The sequence below is a fragment of the Hyphomonas sp. genome (genome assembly GCF_041398385.1).
Classification (GTDB): Bacteria; Pseudomonadota; Alphaproteobacteria; order Caulobacterales; family Hyphomonadaceae; genus Hyphomonas.
Genome location: NZ_JAWKUW010000001.1, coordinates 355,583 through 371,874, shown reverse-complemented (window position 1 = coordinate 371,874; position 16,292 = coordinate 355,583). Strand labels below are relative to the sequence as shown.

Annotated in this window: 18 protein-coding genes; 7 read left to right on the top strand and 11 right to left on the bottom strand. The window is 64.8% G+C overall.

Features of this window, described 5'->3' with window-relative positions:
* Positions 1 to 22 precede the first annotated feature (22 nt).
* The 3 genes from R3C13_RS01775 to R3C13_RS01765 all read right to left on the bottom strand — a co-directional run bounded on the left by R3C13_RS01775 (position 23) and on the right by R3C13_RS01765 (position 3,255).
* On the bottom strand, positions 23 to 1,021 hold the full coding sequence (locus R3C13_RS01775) for a CorA family divalent cation transporter (RefSeq protein WP_371309076.1): 999 nt from the start codon (positions 1,019 to 1,021) through the stop codon (positions 23 to 25).
* A gap of 13 nt (positions 1,022 to 1,034) precedes the next feature.
* Positions 1,035 to 2,570: an amidase gene (locus tag R3C13_RS01770; RefSeq protein ID WP_371309075.1), complete on the bottom strand. Its 1,536-nt coding sequence runs from the start codon at positions 2,568 to 2,570 to the stop codon at positions 1,035 to 1,037.
* 91 nt (positions 2,571 to 2,661) lie between these two features.
* Positions 2,662 to 3,255, bottom strand: coding sequence for a superoxide dismutase family protein (locus tag R3C13_RS01765; RefSeq protein WP_371309074.1), 594 nt, complete (start codon positions 3,253 to 3,255; stop codon positions 2,662 to 2,664).
* 72 nt (positions 3,256 to 3,327) lie between these two features.
* Between R3C13_RS01765 and R3C13_RS01760 the strand changes: the two genes are divergently transcribed.
* Positions 3,328 to 4,059 (top strand): TlyA family RNA methyltransferase, encoded by a 732-nt coding sequence (locus R3C13_RS01760; RefSeq protein WP_371309073.1) that lies wholly within the window; start codon positions 3,328 to 3,330, stop codon positions 4,057 to 4,059.
* Here the strand turns inward: R3C13_RS01760 and R3C13_RS01755 are convergent.
* Positions 4,053 to 4,823: a hypothetical protein gene (locus R3C13_RS01755; protein WP_371309072.1), complete on the bottom strand. Its 771-nt coding sequence runs from the start codon at positions 4,821 to 4,823 to the stop codon at positions 4,053 to 4,055. The two genes, R3C13_RS01760 and R3C13_RS01755, sit on opposite strands and share 7 nt — an antisense overlap.
* 116 nt (positions 4,824 to 4,939) lie before the next feature.
* On the opposite strand from R3C13_RS01755, the gene R3C13_RS01750 reads away from it, so the two are divergent.
* Positions 4,940 to 6,013 (top strand): class I SAM-dependent methyltransferase, encoded by a 1,074-nt coding sequence (locus tag R3C13_RS01750; RefSeq protein WP_371309071.1) that lies wholly within the window; start codon positions 4,940 to 4,942, stop codon positions 6,011 to 6,013.
* A 195-nt stretch (positions 6,014 to 6,208) separates the two neighbouring features.
* Positions 6,209 to 6,364, top strand: coding sequence for a hypothetical protein (locus tag R3C13_RS01745; protein WP_371309070.1), 156 nt, complete (start codon positions 6,209 to 6,211; stop codon positions 6,362 to 6,364).
* Between the two features lie 5 nt (positions 6,365 to 6,369).
* Here the strand turns inward: R3C13_RS01745 and R3C13_RS01740 are convergent, their stop codons facing one another.
* Entirely contained in the window at positions 6,370 to 7,425 is a 1,056-nt protein-coding gene (locus R3C13_RS01740; protein WP_371309069.1) for a hypothetical protein, read from the bottom strand.
* A 355-nt stretch (positions 7,426 to 7,780) separates the two neighbouring features.
* Here R3C13_RS01740 and R3C13_RS01735 point away from each other — a divergent pair, with 355 nt between their 5' ends.
* A complete protein-coding gene (locus tag R3C13_RS01735) occupies positions 7,781 to 8,284 on the top strand; it encodes a porin family protein (protein ID WP_371309068.1) in 504 nt (167 codons plus the stop codon).
* Between the two features lie 64 nt (positions 8,285 to 8,348).
* Here R3C13_RS01735 and aroC read toward each other — a convergent pair whose 3' ends face one another.
* The gene (gene aroC / locus R3C13_RS01730) at positions 8,349 to 9,452 is read right to left on the bottom strand and encodes a chorismate synthase (RefSeq protein WP_371309067.1); all 1,104 of its coding nucleotides are present in this window, start codon (positions 9,450 to 9,452) and stop codon (positions 8,349 to 8,351) included.
* Between the two features lie 60 nt (positions 9,453 to 9,512).
* Positions 9,513 to 10,073, bottom strand: coding sequence for a hypothetical protein (locus tag R3C13_RS01725; RefSeq protein WP_371309066.1), 561 nt, complete (start codon positions 10,071 to 10,073; stop codon positions 9,513 to 9,515).
* A 196-nt stretch (positions 10,074 to 10,269) separates the two neighbouring features.
* Between R3C13_RS01725 and pdxH the strand changes: the two genes are divergently transcribed.
* Positions 10,270 to 10,926 (top strand): pyridoxamine 5'-phosphate oxidase, encoded by a 657-nt coding sequence (pdxH, locus tag R3C13_RS01720; protein WP_371309065.1) that lies wholly within the window; start codon positions 10,270 to 10,272, stop codon positions 10,924 to 10,926.
* Here pdxH and R3C13_RS01715 read toward each other — a convergent pair.
* The 3 genes from R3C13_RS01715 to R3C13_RS01705 form a co-directional block, all read right to left on the bottom strand.
* Positions 10,917 to 11,201, bottom strand: coding sequence for a SemiSWEET transporter (locus R3C13_RS01715; protein ID WP_371309064.1), 285 nt, complete (start codon positions 11,199 to 11,201; stop codon positions 10,917 to 10,919). The genes pdxH and R3C13_RS01715 overlap by 10 nt on opposite strands.
* A 90-nt stretch (positions 11,202 to 11,291) precedes the next feature.
* Positions 11,292 to 11,741, bottom strand: a complete 450-nt coding sequence (locus tag R3C13_RS01710) for a glyoxalase superfamily protein (protein WP_371309063.1) — start codon at positions 11,739 to 11,741, stop codon at positions 11,292 to 11,294.
* Between the two features lie 223 nt (positions 11,742 to 11,964).
* Positions 11,965 to 13,023 carry a hypothetical protein gene (locus R3C13_RS01705; RefSeq protein WP_371309062.1) on the bottom strand — a complete coding sequence of 353 codons (1,059 nt, stop codon included), beginning with the start codon at positions 13,021 to 13,023 and terminating at the stop codon, positions 11,965 to 11,967.
* Between the two features lie 65 nt (positions 13,024 to 13,088).
* On the opposite strand from R3C13_RS01705, the gene R3C13_RS01700 reads away from it, so the two are divergent.
* Positions 13,089 to 13,466, top strand: a complete 378-nt coding sequence (locus R3C13_RS01700; RefSeq protein WP_371309061.1) for a DUF4345 domain-containing protein — start codon at positions 13,089 to 13,091, stop codon at positions 13,464 to 13,466.
* A gap of 118 nt (positions 13,467 to 13,584) precedes the next feature.
* On the opposite strand, the gene R3C13_RS01695 is transcribed toward R3C13_RS01700, so the two are convergent.
* A complete protein-coding gene (locus tag R3C13_RS01695; RefSeq protein ID WP_371309060.1) occupies positions 13,585 to 14,565 on the bottom strand; it encodes a glycerophosphodiester phosphodiesterase family protein in 981 nt (326 codons plus the stop codon).
* Between the two features lie 100 nt (positions 14,566 to 14,665).
* Between R3C13_RS01695 and R3C13_RS01690 the strand changes: the two genes are divergently transcribed.
* Positions 14,666 to 16,291 (top strand): long-chain-fatty-acid--CoA ligase, encoded by a 1,626-nt coding sequence (locus R3C13_RS01690; protein ID WP_371309059.1) that lies wholly within the window; start codon positions 14,666 to 14,668, stop codon positions 16,289 to 16,291.
* Position 16,292 lies beyond the last annotated feature (1 nt).

Sequence of the window (16,292 nt, the reverse complement as noted above, 5' to 3'; positions counted from 1 at the left end):
GAAAGGACGGAAATGAAAAAAGTCAGATCCAGCGGCGCCATCTGAGGATCGAGAGGACGAGCACGGTCGAGACGGCCAGCGCACCGACCAGGAGCGGGAAGGCCTGTCCATCCGCCGCGCCGGGAATACCGCCCAGATTGACCCCGAACAGGCCGGTCACAAAGCTGAGCGGCAGGAACACGGCCGACAGGATGGCCAGCACGAAGAGGCGCTGGTTGGTCTCTTCCGAACCTTCCTGGATCAGTTCTTCCTGCAACACGGTGGAGCGTTCGCGGATGTTTTCGATGACTTCCGAAAGGCGCGTCACCCGGTCTGCCGATTCCCGCAGGAAGTAGGCGTCCTGTTCGCTGAAGATGCCGGACTGCACCCCGTCGCGCACCAGCGTCGCAATAGCCTCGCGCTGCGGGATCAGGTAGCGGCGCACCCGCAGCACCCGGCGGCGGAACTCCGGCAGGACCGACCGGCTGAGCCGCACCTTCGGGTCCAGTAGCTCGTCCTCATAGCGGTCGGCCTCGTCGTCGAAGCCTGTGATGAGCGGCTCCATCCGGTCGGTCAGCGCATCGGCGAGCAAGGCGACGAGGGCGCCGGTCGAATACGGCACCTCCTTCGCCTTCACCAGTTGCTCCACGTCGCGTGCCGCCTGCACGCGCCGGCCGCGCATGGTGATCAGCAGGTCTTCGCTGGCCCACATGCGCAGAGAGACGAGGTCTTCCGGGTCGGCGCCCTCATTGAGATTGACGCCGCGAAGGTTGATGAGGAAGCCCTTGCCGTGGCGCACGGCGCGCGGCCGGGTTTCCTCCTGCAACAGCGCATCGGCGGTCAGCCAGTCGAGGCCGCTCTTGCCGATCAGCCAGTCCTGCGTCTTCTGCGACTGGCGATTGAGGTGCAGCCAGACGAGCTGGAAATCCGGATGGCCGTTCTCCCTGACATCCTTCCACTCAAGCGGCGTTGCAGTCCCGTCGGCCCCAAAACCGTAGCCGAAGACGAGCGGGTCTATTTCATCCGTATCGGGACTGCTCATGGGCCCTCGTTACCTAGAACGCGCAGACCGGCGGCAGGCGCCCGGCCCATGGCCGGACCTGTTCCAGTTCCAGCGCGAGTTCGAACAGCAGCTGGTCGTCACCCTGCTTGCCGGAGAACATGGCGCCGACGGGCAGGCCGCCCGCGGTCCAGTTCAGCGGCACGCTCATTGAAGCGGCACCGGCGACGTTCATCGGCGCGGTGAAAGCCGCAAAGGTGACGACGCGTTGCATCAGCGTCTCGTATTCGACGGTCGGTGCATGGTCTCCGATCAGGGCGGCCGGGCTGCCGGTAACCGGCGTGAGCAGAACGTCGAGCCCGGCGAGGCCGGCTTCGTAGACGGACTGGAAATTCCTGAGCCAGCCGATGGTGTCTTCCATCTCGGCCTGACGCGCCTGGAACATGGCGGCAAGGCCCAGGGTCCACGGCTCGACAATGTCCGGGCCGATGGGCTTGCCGCTGTAGCGGCTTGCGTCCTGTGCGAACTCGGCGGCGCCTGCAGCCCAGTAGAGCAGGAATTTGTCGAGGAATTCCTGGCCGCTGAAATTCGGCGTGTACGGAACAACCTCATGGCCAAGGCTCTGGCACAGTTCCGCGACATCCTGCAGCGCCGCCCTGGTTTCCGGGGCGACCGGCGTGCCGGCATAGGCATCGGTCGTGAAGCCGATCTTCAGGCGGCGCGACACCGGCAGCACCTGGTCCGGGATCGGCGCGAAGGTGCCGTCATTCACCTGCGCGGCGCGGAAGAGGTTGATCGAGTCGCGCACCGAAATGGTGGAGGCGTGCTGGACGGAAATGTCCACCGGCGGCGGATTGCCGCCCTCCATCGCGGGCAGCTGGCCGCGCGAGGGCTTCAGGCCGAACACGCCGCAGGTGCTGGCCGGGATACGGATGGAACCGCCGCCATCGCTGGAATGGGCAAACGGCACGACGCGCGCGGCGACGAGGGCCGCGGCCCCGCCGGACGAGCCGCCGGTCATCCGGGTCGTGTCCCAGGGGTTGCGGGTGGCGCCGCTGACCAGCGGTTCGGTGGACGCCATCAGGCCCATTTCCGGCGAGGACGACTTGCCGAGCACCACGACGCCGGCTGCGCGCCACTTTTCGGAAAAGGCCGCGTCGGCCGTGGCCATGTGGCCCTTGAAGGCGCGGCTGCCATACCAGGTCTCGGCGCCTTTCCAGTCGTGCAGGTCCTTGATGAAGGTCGGTACGCCCTGGAAGGGGCCGGCCGGCGTCGCGCCCGCTTCGGCGCGGGCGGCGTCATAGGTTTTCGTGACGATGGCGTTGATCTCGCCATTCACCTTTTCCGCCCGGGCGATCGCGGCGTTGACCTCTTCGAGCGAGGTGACGTCGCCGCGCGCGATGCGGGCGGCCATGTCGGTGCCGTCAATCCAGCCGGCAGGGGCCGGCGGCAGGCCTGTGGTTAGCGGGTCTGCCGGAGGCTCAACCGGTGCGGGTGTGCCGGAGGTTCCGGCATCGGGTTGTCCGCACGCCGCCAGCGTGCCCAATGCCGCACCGCCCAGCAGGGCACCTCGTCTTGTGATCCGTTTCATGTTGCGTTCCCTCCGGCTTTTGTCTTTTCGGCGCGCAGGGTGGAGCGGAGCGGCCTTCAGCGCAAGAGGAGACGCCGGGGCAGGAGGTGCCTTAGTGGATGGCGCCGCAGGCGACGCGGGCGCCGGCCCCGCCGATCGGCTGGGTCATGTGGTCGTCCTCGGACTCATGGATGATGATGGCCGAGCCGTCCTGGTCGAGCAGGCCGCCCAGCGTGTCGAGCGTGGTGAAGGCCTCGTAGCCGGCTGAGCCGTCGGCACCGGCCCAGATGTTCGGCAGGTCGCCGGGCTCCGGCCCCTTCGGATTGAACAGGCCATGGCCGCCTTCCATCATGCCGACATGCCCGCCGGACATCTTGTAGGTGCCGATGTCGGAACAGTTGCCGGTGGCGTGGAGGTGAATGCCGTGCCAGCCGGGCGTCAGGCTGCCGGGCTTCAGTTCGACGCGGATCATCAGCCCGTTCGGCCCGTCGAGCAAATTGGCACTGCCGATTTCCTGTCCCGCGAGGCCCAGCATCACGGCCGAGCCTTGTGCCATGGAGGGGAAGACACCTTCATCCGGCCCCGGCATGTCGGGCATGTCCGGCATTGCAGGCATGTCATGAGAGTCGGGCGCATCGGCAACGGCGAGACTGGCGCAGGCGCCCAGTGAGAGCAGGGCGGCGGCGAGGGACAGGCGAGCGAACATGGCGAATCTCCTTATAGAACCTTGAAGGGACTATAGGGCGCCCGCCGCGAAGGTCACGCAAGGCACGTATTTGTGAAGGATCGGATAGACCGCCTGCTCGTCACGCTCGGCCATTTCGAGAGCCGCGCCAGCGCCCGTGCCGCCATCGAGGCGGGACGCGTGCGCGTCGACGGGGAGGTCGTCTCGAAGCCTTCGCAGGAGGTCGTCATCGGCGCGCGGATCGAGGCTGAGGCGGCCCATCCCTATGTTTCGCGCGGCGGGCTGAAGCTGGCCCACGGCCTTGAGGCCTTCAGTGTCGATCCGTTCGGCCGGGCCTGTCTCGACATCGGTGCCTCGACGGGCGGGTTTACCGATGTGCTGCTGCGCCGCGGCGCGCGCCATGTGGTGGCGGTGGATGTGGGCCATGGCCAGCTGCACCATTCCCTTCAGGGCAGCGAGCGGGTCACGAGCCTCGAATCGACCGACGCACGCACCCTGACCGCGGCCGACCTGCCGGACCCGCCGACGCTGCTGGTCTGCGATGCGAGTTTCATTTCGCTGGAAAAGCTGCTGGAAGTTCCGCTGTCGCTCGCCGCGCCGGGTGCGGATTTTGTCGGCCTGTTCAAGCCGCAGTTTCAGGTCGGCCGCGAGAACATCGGCAAGGGCGGGCTGGTCACCGATGAGGCGGCGGCCGATGCCGCGGCGGAGCGCTTCGCTGACTGGATGAAAGAAAAGGGCTGGCCCATCCTTGCCTGGACGGCCAGCCCGATTTCAGGCGGCGACGGCAATGCCGAGCGCCTGTTTCATGCACGGAAAACTCAGTAGCCGTACAATTCCTCATCATTGGAATAGCCGTCGACAATCTGCCAGTCGCCGGAATTTCCTTCGCGGCAGGCGGTGACCGGGTCACGCTCGACGCGGCCGTCGGGCAGGCGGGTCTCGCGCCAGATCGTGCGGCATTCTTCCGTCTGCGGGGCGGGCGCCGGATAGCTCGACTGCGGATAGGAATTGCCCTGCGGATAGGATGGGTAAGCCGGGGCCGTTGCCGGATAGGTGCGCGGCGCAGCCGGCGTCGCGGGATAGGCCGTGCCGGGATGCGTGCCCATCACTTCCGGGCCGCCATAGAGGCCGTCGGTCGTGCGCGGGATCGAGCCCGTCGGATAGGTCGCGGCGGGATAGGTGCTGCGGAAGCTGCCGCCATAGGGCGTTGCCACGGTGCAGGGGGTGCTTGAATTGCTGGCCATGGCGTTGCCGGCCATGCCGCCGACCACCGCGCCGAGCAGGGCGCCGACGATCACTTCGCCGTCATTGTCACCCTTGTCCCAGTATCCGCCGCGGCGGTGGCCATAATAGCCCCGATAGCCGCGATTATAGTGCCAGCGGCTGTCATCGTCGCCGACATTGTTGCCGATGGCGCCGCCAGCCGCTGCGCCAAGCAGGGCGCCGACGACCGTTCCGGCAGCCTTGTTGTCGCGGTTCTGCTGTTCGCAGGCGGTATTGGCGGGGTAATAGCCCTGTGCAGTCGCTGCTGCAGGTACAGCCAGAAGGGCCGTGAGGGCGACACCGCCGATCAAGAGAGACTTCATCATCCCATTTCTCCTTCAGGCAGCCACAGGGCCGCCAGTCTTGGGGCGACCATGGCAGGGATAACCTGAACCGGACCTGAAGGCTGGACGGGGCAGGTGCACAGGCACATATTTGCTGCATGGGCCTCTTCGACCGTGCCTCCCTCGCCGCCGGCCGTGCGCGCTATGCCGCCGCGCAGGGGCTGCGTTCGGCCTGGTACGGGGCGCAGATGCGGGCCGCAAAGCAGAGAACAGGCGGCTTCGACCATCCGGACGAGCCGGACTTCACCCCCTCCCGTGGCAAGCCGGACATGGGCGTCGCCCGCAAGGCCTATTTCGACCTCTTCATCCAGGACCGGCGCAATGTGGAGGACGGGCTTTACCCGCCGCCGCGCGATGTCTCGCTGGCGCAGCTGCCGCACGCGCTGAAATCGGCCCGCGCCTTCCAGGCGGATATTGCGGAAGTTGAGCGCCGCCGCCTTGCGCGGGCGGGCACGGAGATCCGCGAGCACCTGCCTGAAGGTTCGAATCGTTACCCCGCCTATTACCGGCAGAACTTCCATTACCAGTCCGGCGGCTGGTTCACCGATGAGAGTGCCGCGCTTTACGACACGCAGGTCGAGGCGCTGTTCACCGGCACGGCGGACGCGATGCGCCGGGCGGCGCTGGCGGAGATCGCGCGCGAGCTGCGCGGCAGGGACCAGCGCACCATGTCGCTGCTGGATCTGGCCTGCGGCAATGGCCGGTTCCTCGAACAGGTGATGCGCGTCTGGCCGCGCCTCGGGGCGGCGGGGCTGGACCTTTCGCCGAGCTATACCGAGGCCGCCCGTGTGCGGCTCGCGCCCTGGAAGCAGGTCGAGGTGATCCACGACGCCGCTGAGGCGATGCCGCTGGAGGACGCCTCGCGGGACATCGTCGTCTCCATCTTCCTGTTCCACGAACTGCCGCCGAAAGTGCGCCCGAAAGTGCTGTCGGAAATCTTCCGTGTGCTGAAACCGGGTGGCCTGTTCGTGCTGGCCGACAGTGTCCAGTTCGGCGATTATCCGGGCCTCGACGGGATGCTGGAATATTTCCCGCACGGCTTTCATGAGCCGTATTACAAGGGCTATCTCAGCTGGGACACGGGCGCCGCCTGTGCCGCAGCGGGCTTTGCCGGCGAGCGCGAAACGCTGGCCTTCCTCACCCGGGTCACCACCTGGCGGCGGCCCGGCTGACGGACAGAACCAACCATCCGTATTCGGATTCCGAAAAGCCGGAGGTAAGCCGGAACCTGCCAAGGGCGGGGCCGGGCACTGTGCAGGCTCATTGATTTTTGAGCCGTTTGTGACTAATGTATCATACAAGATACAAAACAATGTATAAAAACTGTATCTTCGGAAAGGGCCCAAGCCATGATGATTCTGGACCGAATGACTCGCACGCATCTTCCCTATGCGGACGGTCGCGCGCTGGCCGGGCTTGCAGGCATGGGCGCTGCGCGGATTGGCCTGATGGTGCTGGCAGGCCTCATCGGCGCCGGGGCCGGCATCGCGCTCGATTCCGTCTTCAATCTCTTTGCCGAGTAAACCGCTCAGAATTGCGGCAACCGTCCTGTGCCGATCAGCGGCATCAGGAAGGCGAGCGCAATCGAGATGACGAGGCCGAAAAAGGCCCGGCCCGCATCGCCCGACACGTCGCGCCAGGCTTCACCCCGGTCGCGCAGGGCGGCGATGTAGGAGATCGCGAGCTCGCGCCCCGCGAGCAGGCCAAGGAACACCCAGGTCGTGCTCATCGGGATGTTGTTCACTTCCTTGAACACGAGCAGCACGATGCCATAGATCAGGTCGACGATGGTGGCGGCGCGCACATCTACGGTGTTCACCTTGCGCTCGACGATCTGCTGAATCTGGCCGCCGCGCGTCGCGAAGATATAGCCCTGGATGGCCGTCAGCAGCAGCGTGCCGAGCACCACCGTCACCAGCGGGAAGCTCACATGCGTCTCACCGCCGACGACCTCTACATGCCGCGGCAGGAAGACGAAGATGTTGGCAAGATCCTGCATCAGCCATTGCGACCAGAGGAAGGCGGTGGTGATCCACTGGAACACTACCCAGAACGGCCAGGGCAGCTCCTCCCGCGTACGGAACACCCAGCGCTCGAAGGTCTGTGCAATGACCAGCCAGATGATGGTGCCGACGCCGAAGGCGACGACATAGCCGAGCGCCGATTTCACCAGCATGCTGGTCAGCACGCCGCTGGTGGCCGTCCCGCCTGAGAGGGCGAACAGGGTCAGCACCAGGAAAGTGGTCGAGACCGGGATGCCGTAGCGGGTGATGATGAGCAGGACGAGCGGGGGCAGGGCATGCCACCATTGTGCCTGCGGCAGCAGCCAGCCGCTGCGGTCGCCCTCGCCGGGCAGAACGCTCAGCTTGTCGAGCCGGTCAAAGGCGACATCGCCGCCACCGGAAATATAGCCATAGGCGATGGTGACGACCATGATGCTGCCGGCATAGGCCCAGAGCACCAGCCATGACCGTTTTTGGTTGGACGACAGGAAGGTGCCGAGCGTCTGGATCGAATCATTGGCGACGACCGCATAGGCGGCCAGCGCAAACCCCAGCACCCCGAATAATTCAACGCCACTCATGCTCCGCCCCGTCCCGCAGGCTTGGGGGGCACATTAGCAGTTCGTAATGCAGCGACCGACAGGAGTTTTGTGAACTTGCTGTGACGCGGCCGGGTGGCTTTGGCGACGTTTCCCGGCGGGTTCGCCGCGCAGGATAATTGTGGCGCAAGGCAGGCGGCGGACGCGGTTGGCCCGCCTTATTCGCGCCATGGGAATGAAGAATTCGCAACTGCAATTAAACTCAGTTCACGAACTGTGATGGTGCGGCCACACATGCCGGACCACCTTGGTTTATTACGGAAATGAAAGCGGTAAGCGGCAGGCGGCGGGTCTATCTGCGCTTCGGGTGCTACTCATCAGAAAGGAGACCCTCCAAATGAAACTTGCAATCGCTACGCTCGCTGCTGCCTTCGTTGTTGCCCCTGCGGCACTTGCCCAGGGCAATCTCGAACTCGGCGCGGCCTATTCGAACGTTGACACCGATGGTGCCAATCTCGACGCACTGACCGCCCGGGCTACGTATTTTGTGAACCCGTATGTCGGCGTGGAAGGCGAAGCGTCGATCGGCATCGGCGATGACACCGTCGGCGGCGCGAATGTCGAACTCGATCACGCGATCGGTGCCTTCGGCGTTCTCAAGGCTCCGGTGTCCGATCGCGTCGATGTGTTCGCCCGTCTCGGCTATGCCGACAGCGAATACAATGTCGACGTGCCGGGTCTCGGCAGCGGTTCGGGCGACACCGATGGTGTGGCCTATGGTGCCGGCGCAAAGGTGTTCCTCACCGAGCGTTTCGGCCTGCGCGGCGACCTCACCCGCTATGAAGGCGATGACGGCGCAGACGCCGATGTCATCTCCGTCGGCGGCGTGATGAAATTCTAAGCCACCGTTCGCATGAAAACACCGCCCCCGGAGCTTCGGCTCCGGGGGCATTTTTTTATGAGCTTCAGCGTCCTGTCTGGCCGCGATGGCGCAGCTTCGCGTCGGCCAGCACGCAGGCCATCATCGCCTCGGCCACCGGCACGGCGCGGATGCCGACGCAGGGGTCGTGGCGGCCCTTGGTGCGCACATCCACTTCCTCGCCCTCGCGGGTCACGGACTTCACCTCGTTGAGGATGGAAGACGTCGGCTTGATCGCGATACGGACGATGACGTCCTGGCCGGTGGAAATGCCGCCGGCGATGCCGCCATTATTGTTCGACAGGAAGCGCGGGCTTTCATTGCCGGCGCGCATCTCGTCTGCATTCTGTTCGCCGGAAAAGGCGGCGGCGGCAAAGCCCGCGCCGATCTCGACGCCTTTCACCGCATTGATGCTCATCATCGCGCCGGCGAGTTCCCCGTCGAGCTTGCCATAGATCGGCGCACCCCAGCCGGCCGGAACGCCGCTCGCCTGCACTTCGACGATCGCGCCGGCGGAACTGCCCGCCTTGCGCGTCTCGTCGAGGAACTGCTCCCACACCGGCACCATGGCCGGATCCGGGCACCAGAAGGGATTGTCTCCCGTGATCGACCAGTCCCGGTTTGCGCGGTCAATCGCGTGCGGGCCGATCTGCACGACGGCGCCGCGGATGACGATGCCATCGCCAAGAACCTGCCGCGCCACCGCGCCGGCCGCGACGCGTGCCGCAGTTTCGCGGGCAGAGCTGCGCCCGCCGCCGCGATAGTCCCGCACGCCGTATTTCGCGTCATAGGAATAGTCGGCATGGCCGGGCCGGTAGCGGTCGCGGATTTCTGAATAATCCTTGGAGCGCTGGTCGGTGTTCTCGATCAGCAGGGAAATCGGTGTGCCGGTGGTGACCGGGCCGCCAAATTCCTCAAGCGTGCGGTCGTCTTCGAAGACGCCGGAAAGGATCTTCACCGCGTCCGGCTCCTGGCGCTGCGTCACGAAGCGGGAGGTGCCCGGCCGGCGCTGGTCCAGGAAGTGCTGGATCATGGCTTCCGTCAGGGGAATCCCCGGCGGGCAGCCATCCACCACGCAGCCGAGCGCCGGCCCGTGGCTTTCGCCCCAGGTCGTGACACGGAAGAGGTGGCCGAACGTGTTATGCGACATGGCCTGCCTTCAAGCGCAATTCCGGCGCCTTGAACAGGGCCGGAATGGCGCGGCGGGGGCTTATTTCACCCGTTTGACCTTGAAGTCCTGCCAGGAAAGGTCGTCGAATTCGAACCACGGGGCGCCGTAGACCGACTTCCAGATCCGGCCCTTGGCGGGCAATTGCTTCGGTTCCTTGATCTTTTCGATCTCGACCTGCTGCCAGAGCTGGCCGTCATCGGTCTTGAAGAAATACCGCCCGGCATTGTTCTGGAAGACGCTGATGATCACGACTTCCATCTCTTCCGGCTGGGTGTTCACCTTTTCCTTCTTCTCGCGGTTCACCTGCTTCTTGTCGGCCCCAGGCGCGATCCGGGCCCAGAAGGGCAGCTTGGCTTCCATGTCATTGTCGGCGACCTCGACGGATTCTGCCTCAGGCGCCTCTGCGGCGGCTGTTTCCAGCGTGTCGGAGAGGGTTGCGGCGGCCGCGTCATAGCAGGCAAGGCGGGCGTCGTCGGCCTCGATGGCGCGGCAGGCGACGACCTCGCTGCCCACATCGGTGAGGGACTCGCCCGTGGCGGCCCCGGCGGCGAGCCCGGCAACGATGGCCAGCCCGGAAATGCGAAGAATCGTGCGTTTCATCGTCCCTGTCTCTCAACTTGCTCAGCGGGTTTTCCCGATCCTAGCCGGACTGCCGCCTGTCTGCCAATCACGACATGACAGGCAGGGTTGGCACGGCGTGCCGCAGGCGCCGGGTGTGGACGAGCTACGGACAGCCACGTATGGGAAGCGGCACGATTTGCCCCCATGTGGGGCAGGCCAGCAGCGGGAGCCTCCCATGACGTCCAAGATCATCCCCCCGACCCCCAGCACGGCGGACTATGCGAGCCATGGCGACCGGCCGCTGATCGCCGACATGGACGACCCGTTCGCCCTGTTCGAGGCGTGGATGGCCGAAGCGCGTGAGAGCGAGCCGAACGACTGCAACGCCATGTCGCTGGCCACGGTCGACGCGAAGGGCATGCCGGACGTGCGCATCCTGCTCCTCAAGGACGTCGCGGAGGGCGGTTTTACCTTCTACACGAACCTTGAGAGCGCCAAGGGCGAGCAGCTGCGCGACAATCCTGTCGCCGCGCTCTGCTTCCATTGGAAGACGCTGCGCCGGCAGGTGCGTGTGCGCGGCACCATCACCCGCGTTAGCAATGAGGAGGCGGACGCCTATTTCGCCTCCCGCGCCGCGCAAAGCCGGATCGGCGCCATCGCGTCGGACCAGTCGCGCCCGCTGCCCGACCGGGCGATCTATGAACAGCGCGTCGCGGAGGTTTCTGAAGTCTATGGCGATGGGCCGGATATTCCGCGTCCGGATTTCTGGGGCGGCTACCGCCTGACACCGGTCGAGATCGAGTTCTGGCAGGACCAGGCCTTCCGCATGCACGACCGTCTGAAATTCCACCGCGACGGCAATGCCTGGCGCCGGGGCCGGCTCTATCCCTGAGACCGGGCCACGCGGCGCTTTGCCAGCGTGTCGCTAACTTTCCGTGTCAGGATGGTGCAGGCGAGCACCAGCGTGATGCTGTTGGCGAGGATGACCGGCATTTCGCGGATCATCAGACCGTAGACCAGCCACAGGGCCACGCCGACCACGAACATGGAGTACATCGCCAGCGAGATGGCTGCGGTGTCCTTCATGCGGATGACATGGATCGCCTGCGGCAGGAAGGACGCCGTCGTCAGCACGGCGGCGATGGAGCCGATCAGGTCGGAAGTCATGTAACGCGCCCGGTATTTCAGGAAGGGTGCGCCGCCTCTAGCATGCTTCCCCAGCCGCCGGGAGAGGGAATGTGAAAGGCATTGCGCCCCTCACACGATGTCCCCGGACAGGCGCTCCACCACGAGATGTGGCACGCCATCGCTGGTCTTCGCATAGGAGACCCCGCCTGCCGAAACGGTGGCGTTCACCCGGTGGCGGAAGGCCGAGAAGCTTTCGAATTCCACCACATCGACCGGCTCGTCGAATTCCAGCGTCAGCTCGAAAGCGGCCCCGGCGTTCAGTTCACGGACGGCGAGCACGCGGCCTTCGAAGGGCTGTTTGAGGTAAGCGCCGCCCACCCGGTCGCCCACCTGCAAGGGGATCTCCGGCGTGTTGGAGAGGCGCGCCGACGCCGTATTCCAGTCGCGATAGCCGAGCTCGGCGGCGACCTGTTCCAGGGCGGCGGAATGGGAAAGCGTATGGCCTGCGGCGGCTGCCTCGGCGCGAATTTCCCGCGCGCGGGCCTTGGCCTGGTCGCGGGTTGAGATGAGGGTCGTCATTGGAACGTCCTTGTCTGGGCAGTCGCGTTTCAGCAGGGCTCGCATTGCCGCAGGACTGCCGGAAAGGGCGGGTTCCGTTGGAATTGACGCGGCGAGGCGTTCGCCGGGAGATCTTCACCACAAGGCATCAGCCTCGCGAGCGGCGGGCGTCCCAGGGCCCGGCGCAGTCAATATTAGGTCCGCGCGAAGGCGTCAATATCGGAGCAGGGGCTGTACTGACAGTCTATCCGGCGACGGACGGCGTCTCAGATACGCCACGCAGGCCGCGGACCCACGCATCCGTCTCCGGCTCGTGCCACTCAAAAACCCATTGGCATGACCACATTTCCAGGTCGTCACCATTGAAGTCGTCGCTCGGCACGAAACCCATATCCCTCAACAGGGGGATGATATCCTCCCCCGCCGAGAACACGCATTCGATGCCACGCTTTGGATCGGGCGCGATCAGCAGGATGTGGGCAAACAACGTCACGGCGACACACTCATCGAAGGAACAGAACCTTGCCCGCGATACATGTCGCGTTTCTGCAGCCAGCATGAAGATGTGTGCGATGTCGGCTGGTTCGCCCGGCGCGTTCAGCAGACTCGGGCTGAACTCGTTATCGGACACTTTGCGCCTGAGATACTGGCCATATGAATTTTCCGACATAGGCAAGACGCAGGTCACGACGTTGAAGGGATCCTTGCCGTCCGATGCATTTACGAGGAAGCAATCCGGGTTCTTGTCAAACAGGCTCCGGTTCCGCCGTTCCTTGACATTCGCAAACAGGCCGAACGTCGTACCCAGATAGGCCGACGCATTGAGCAGGCCAATCAGCTTATGATCCTTCGGCGTCTGAGGCCGCTTGAGGGCGTTGAGAACGCTCCCGTAGTTCCGCATGACGGTATCGAGGTCGATCACGAACGCGTCGGATTGCAGCTTGGCGCCGCTATTGGCAATGAATTTTCGACGCCTCTGCTCGTTGCCGGTGAGCTGGGACAGTGCCGAGACCTTCACTCTCAGCTGTCCCCACAGGCCGGAAATCGCCAGCAACCCGAAAGCGGAGGACACGGTCGATGCGACAGCGGCAAACCAGTCCAGCCTGAAATAGGCGAGCCAGGTCGACGCCAGGGACACAAGAAAGCTCAGAATCCCAAGCGCCACCACATTCAGACGTGCGGCATGCGCGATACAGCCCCACCAAAACCTGCGAAACCAGTCCTGCAATTTTCGCTCCCGCCCGAATTCCCTGAAACCATTGATTTCAGTGCCCGATTCAGGGGCTGTGATGCAAGCCGCCAATGGCCCAGGCTTGGCAACGGAGCTTCTTCGTGTCACTCACGCGCCCGGTTCGGGGAGGACATCACATGAAACGCGGCCTGCAGATCGCGCTTGGCATTTTTTCGCTTATTCCACTGGCTTTCATGGCGATGGGGTTCCTGTCGGGGGCGGAACGGCTGTCGCCCGGCGGCGTAACAATCGATCTCGACAATCAGTACCGGTACTTTTCCGGCATGTACCTGACGATGACGCTGCTGATCTGGTACATGATCCCGTCCATCGAGAAACACGGCCGCCTCATGGCGATCGTCTGTATCGGCATCTTTGTCGGGGGGCTCGGCCGGGTGATCTCGATGATGACGATGGGCATGCCCAGCCAGACGCAACTGGTCGCCGTCGGCATCGAGATGGTCGTGCCGGTTGTGTTCTTCCTGTGGCAGAAGATGGTGGCCGCAAAGGCCTAGAGGGTCCGAAGATACCTGCGACGGCAGGTATCCATCTCCTGCATTTGCCTTTTGTACACGAGGCGCCTTCCGGAGATGGACCCCTGCCTGCGCAGGGGTCTGCGGCGTAAAGGAAAACCTACCGCCCGCAGGCGGCGCGGCCGGTATCGTCGGACGAAATCAGGTCCGCCACCTCATAGGGGAAGTCCGTCGCGATGAGGACGAGGCCCTGCCGGGCAAGGTCGTCATATTCCGAGCCGTCGCCATCGGCGAGGTAGGCATCGTCCAGCCGCTCGCCCGCCCGGCCGAGCGTGCCGAAGGCGGGCTCGATGCCTTCCTTGACGAGGCGCTTCCACGCGGCCGCATCGGGCTCCTCCGTGCCGGTCCAGGCGACGAGGCGCGTGCGGTCGATGCCGCGGGCTTCGAGCGCTGCGACGTCCCGCCCGCCAAAGGCCGAGGCGGTCATCATGAAGTCCGGGTCGATGGCGGCGATTTCGGCGGCCTGGTCGTCGTTGTAGGAAATGAAGATCACGCTCTCCTCCGCCCCGGCCGCGCGCACGGCGGCGGCGATGTTGGCGAAGCTCGTCGTCGGCTTCTTGTCGAGTTCGAGGATGGCGCCGGTTTCCTTCGCCCAGAGCAGCACGTCCGAGAATTTCGGGGGATGAAACTGCGTCCGGCGCCCGTCATTATCCTCCAGCCAGAGGCCGCTCATCGTCTCCCAGTCGGTGTCGGAGACATAGCCCTTGCCGGTCGTCGTGCGGTTCAGCCGGTCGTCATGCATCAGGGTCAGCACGCCGTCGCGCGTCTCGGCCACGTCGATCTCGAACACGCGGATGCCTCGGTCGAAGCCGTGCTGGAAGGTCTCGATGGCGTTTTCGGGGAAGCCTTTGTCCGGTCCGCCGCGATGGGCGGCAATGACGGTGCCACCGGCCCGCCGCAGGCAGTCGAAATAGTCGGGCAGAGGCATGGGCGGCGCCGGCTCTTGCTGGCCGACCGGAAGCACGATGGCGGGCATGGCGCCATCGATCGAGCTGTCCCCGTCCTGCGCCGGCGGGCTCCCGGCCTGTCCGCAGGCCCCCAGCAGGACCAATACCGCAGCGGAAAATGCAAATCTTTTCATGGTCCGGCCCTCATTTTCTTGCGCACTGGCAGACGCGCGCTTACACCACATCATGACCAAAGGACAATGACGCCCCGCAGGGCGCGCGAAGGAGGAAAACATGAAAGGCATCATGCAGGACTGGCCGCTGACCACCAACAAGGTGCTCGAGCATGCCAAACGCGTAAACCCGACCCGCGAGATCGTGACGCGCCGTGTCGAGGGGAACATCGAGCGCATCACCTATGCCGACCTGTTCGACATGTCGAAGCAGACCTCCAATGCCCTGCTCGATACCGGCATCGGCCTCGGCGACCGGGTTGCCACCCTTGGCTGGAACTCCGAGCGTCACATGGCCACCTGGTATGGCACCATGGGCATCGGCGCCGTGCTGCACACGGTGAACCCGCGCCTGCACCCGGAACAGATCGCCTGGATCATCAATCATGCCGAAGACAAGGTCCTCGTCTTCGACAAGACCTTCCTGCCCATCGTCGAGGCGATCAAGGGCATCATCCCGACGGTCAAGACCTTCGTCATCTATGCCGGCGCCGACACGATGCCGGACAACACGCTGGGCGCCATCCCGTTCGACATCTGGATCGACGGCCGCTCCACCAATGTGCGCTGGGGTGACTTCCCGGAAGATACGGCCTGCGGCCTCTGCTACACCTCCGGCACGACCGGCGACCCGAAGGGCGTGCTCTATTCGCACCGTTCCAACGTGCTGCACACGCTGATCACCATGCAGCGCGATGCCATCGGCATGGGCGCGAATGACGTTGTGCTTCCGGTCGTGCCGATGTTCCACGCCAATGCCTGGGGCCTGACCTTCAGCTGCCCGGCCACCGGCGCCAATATGGTGATGCCCGGCGCGCAGATGGACGGCGCCTCGATCTACGAATTGCTCGACACGGAGAAGGTGACGATCACTGCCGCCGTGCCGACCGTCTGGCTGATGCTGCTGACCCACCTCCAGCAGAACGACCTCAAGCTGCCGCACCTGCAGAAGGTGATCATCGGCGGCTCGGCCGTGCCGGAGAAGATCCTGCGCGCCTTCGAGGAAGATTACGAAGTCGACGTCGTCCACGCCTGGGGCATGACGGAAACCTCGCCGCTCGGCACGCTCGGCATCCTGCCGCCGCACCTGCTCGACGCCGATATCGACACCCGCATGGAGCAGAAGCTGAAGCAGGGCCGTCCGCCCTTCGGCGTCGAACTGAAGATTGCCGACGATGAAGGCAACGACGTCGAATGGGACGGCAAGACCTCCGGACGCCTGCTGATCCGCGGCGCCGCCATCGCGGCCGGCTATTTCAAGGGCGCCGGCGGCAATGTGCTGGACGATAATGGCTTCTTCGACACGGGCGACGTTGCGAATATGGACCAGTACGGCACCATGCAGATTACCGACCGCGCCAAGGATGTGATCAAGTCGGGCGGGGAGTGGATCTCCTCCATCGACATCGAGAACATCGCCGTCGGCCATCCGAAAGTGGCGAACGCCGCCGCCATCGGCATCTACCATCCGAAATGGGATGAGCGCCCGCTGCTGATCATCCAGGCCGCCGAGGGAGAAACTCCGAGCAAGGAGGAAATCCTCAAGGCGCTGGAAGGCAAGATCGCCAAATGGTGGACGCCGGACGATGTTGCCTTCGTCGACTCGATCCCGCTGGGCGCCACCGGCAAGATCAACAAGCTGGCCCTGCGCGAGAAGTTCAAGGACTATAAGCTGCCGACGGCGTAAG

Excerpts from the sequence above, each read along its gene's own strand:
- R3C13_RS01700 (WP_371309061.1), top strand. The coding sequence starts at position 13,089 with ATGAAACGCGGCCTGCAGATCGCGCTTGGCATTTTTTCGCTTATTCCA.
- R3C13_RS01740 (WP_371309069.1), bottom strand. The coding sequence starts at position 7,425 with ATGAGTGGCGTTGAATTATTCGGGGTGCTGGGGTTTGCGCTGGCCGCC.
- R3C13_RS01770 (WP_371309075.1), bottom strand. The coding sequence starts at position 2,570 with ATGAAACGGATCACAAGACGAGGTGCCCTGCTGGGCGGTGCGGCATTG.
- aroC (WP_371309067.1), bottom strand. The coding sequence starts at position 9,452 with ATGTCGCATAACACGTTCGGCCACCTCTTCCGTGTCACGACCTGGGGC.
- R3C13_RS01715 (WP_371309064.1), bottom strand. The coding sequence starts at position 11,201 with ATGACTTCCGACCTGATCGGCTCCATCGCCGCCGTGCTGACGACGGCG.
- R3C13_RS01695 (WP_371309060.1), bottom strand. The coding sequence starts at position 14,565 with ATGAAAAGATTTGCATTTTCCGCTGCGGTATTGGTCCTGCTGGGGGCC.
- pdxH (WP_371309065.1), top strand. The coding sequence starts at position 10,270 with ATGACGTCCAAGATCATCCCCCCGACCCCCAGCACGGCGGACTATGCG.
- R3C13_RS01750 (WP_371309071.1), top strand. The coding sequence starts at position 4,940 with ATGGGCCTCTTCGACCGTGCCTCCCTCGCCGCCGGCCGTGCGCGCTAT.
- R3C13_RS01725 (WP_371309066.1), bottom strand. The coding sequence starts at position 10,073 with ATGAAACGCACGATTCTTCGCATTTCCGGGCTGGCCATCGTTGCCGGG.
- R3C13_RS01690 (WP_371309059.1), top strand. The coding sequence starts at position 14,666 with ATGAAAGGCATCATGCAGGACTGGCCGCTGACCACCAACAAGGTGCTC.
- R3C13_RS01735 (WP_371309068.1), top strand. The coding sequence starts at position 7,781 with ATGAAACTTGCAATCGCTACGCTCGCTGCTGCCTTCGTTGTTGCCCCT.
- R3C13_RS01755 (WP_371309072.1), bottom strand. The coding sequence starts at position 4,823 with ATGATGAAGTCTCTCTTGATCGGCGGTGTCGCCCTCACGGCCCTTCTG.
- R3C13_RS01745 (WP_371309070.1), top strand. The coding sequence starts at position 6,209 with ATGACTCGCACGCATCTTCCCTATGCGGACGGTCGCGCGCTGGCCGGG.
- R3C13_RS01710 (WP_371309063.1), bottom strand. The coding sequence starts at position 11,741 with ATGACGACCCTCATCTCAACCCGCGACCAGGCCAAGGCCCGCGCGCGG.
- R3C13_RS01775 (WP_371309076.1), bottom strand. The coding sequence starts at position 1,021 with ATGAGCAGTCCCGATACGGATGAAATAGACCCGCTCGTCTTCGGCTAC.
- R3C13_RS01765 (WP_371309074.1), bottom strand. The coding sequence starts at position 3,255 with ATGTTCGCTCGCCTGTCCCTCGCCGCCGCCCTGCTCTCACTGGGCGCC.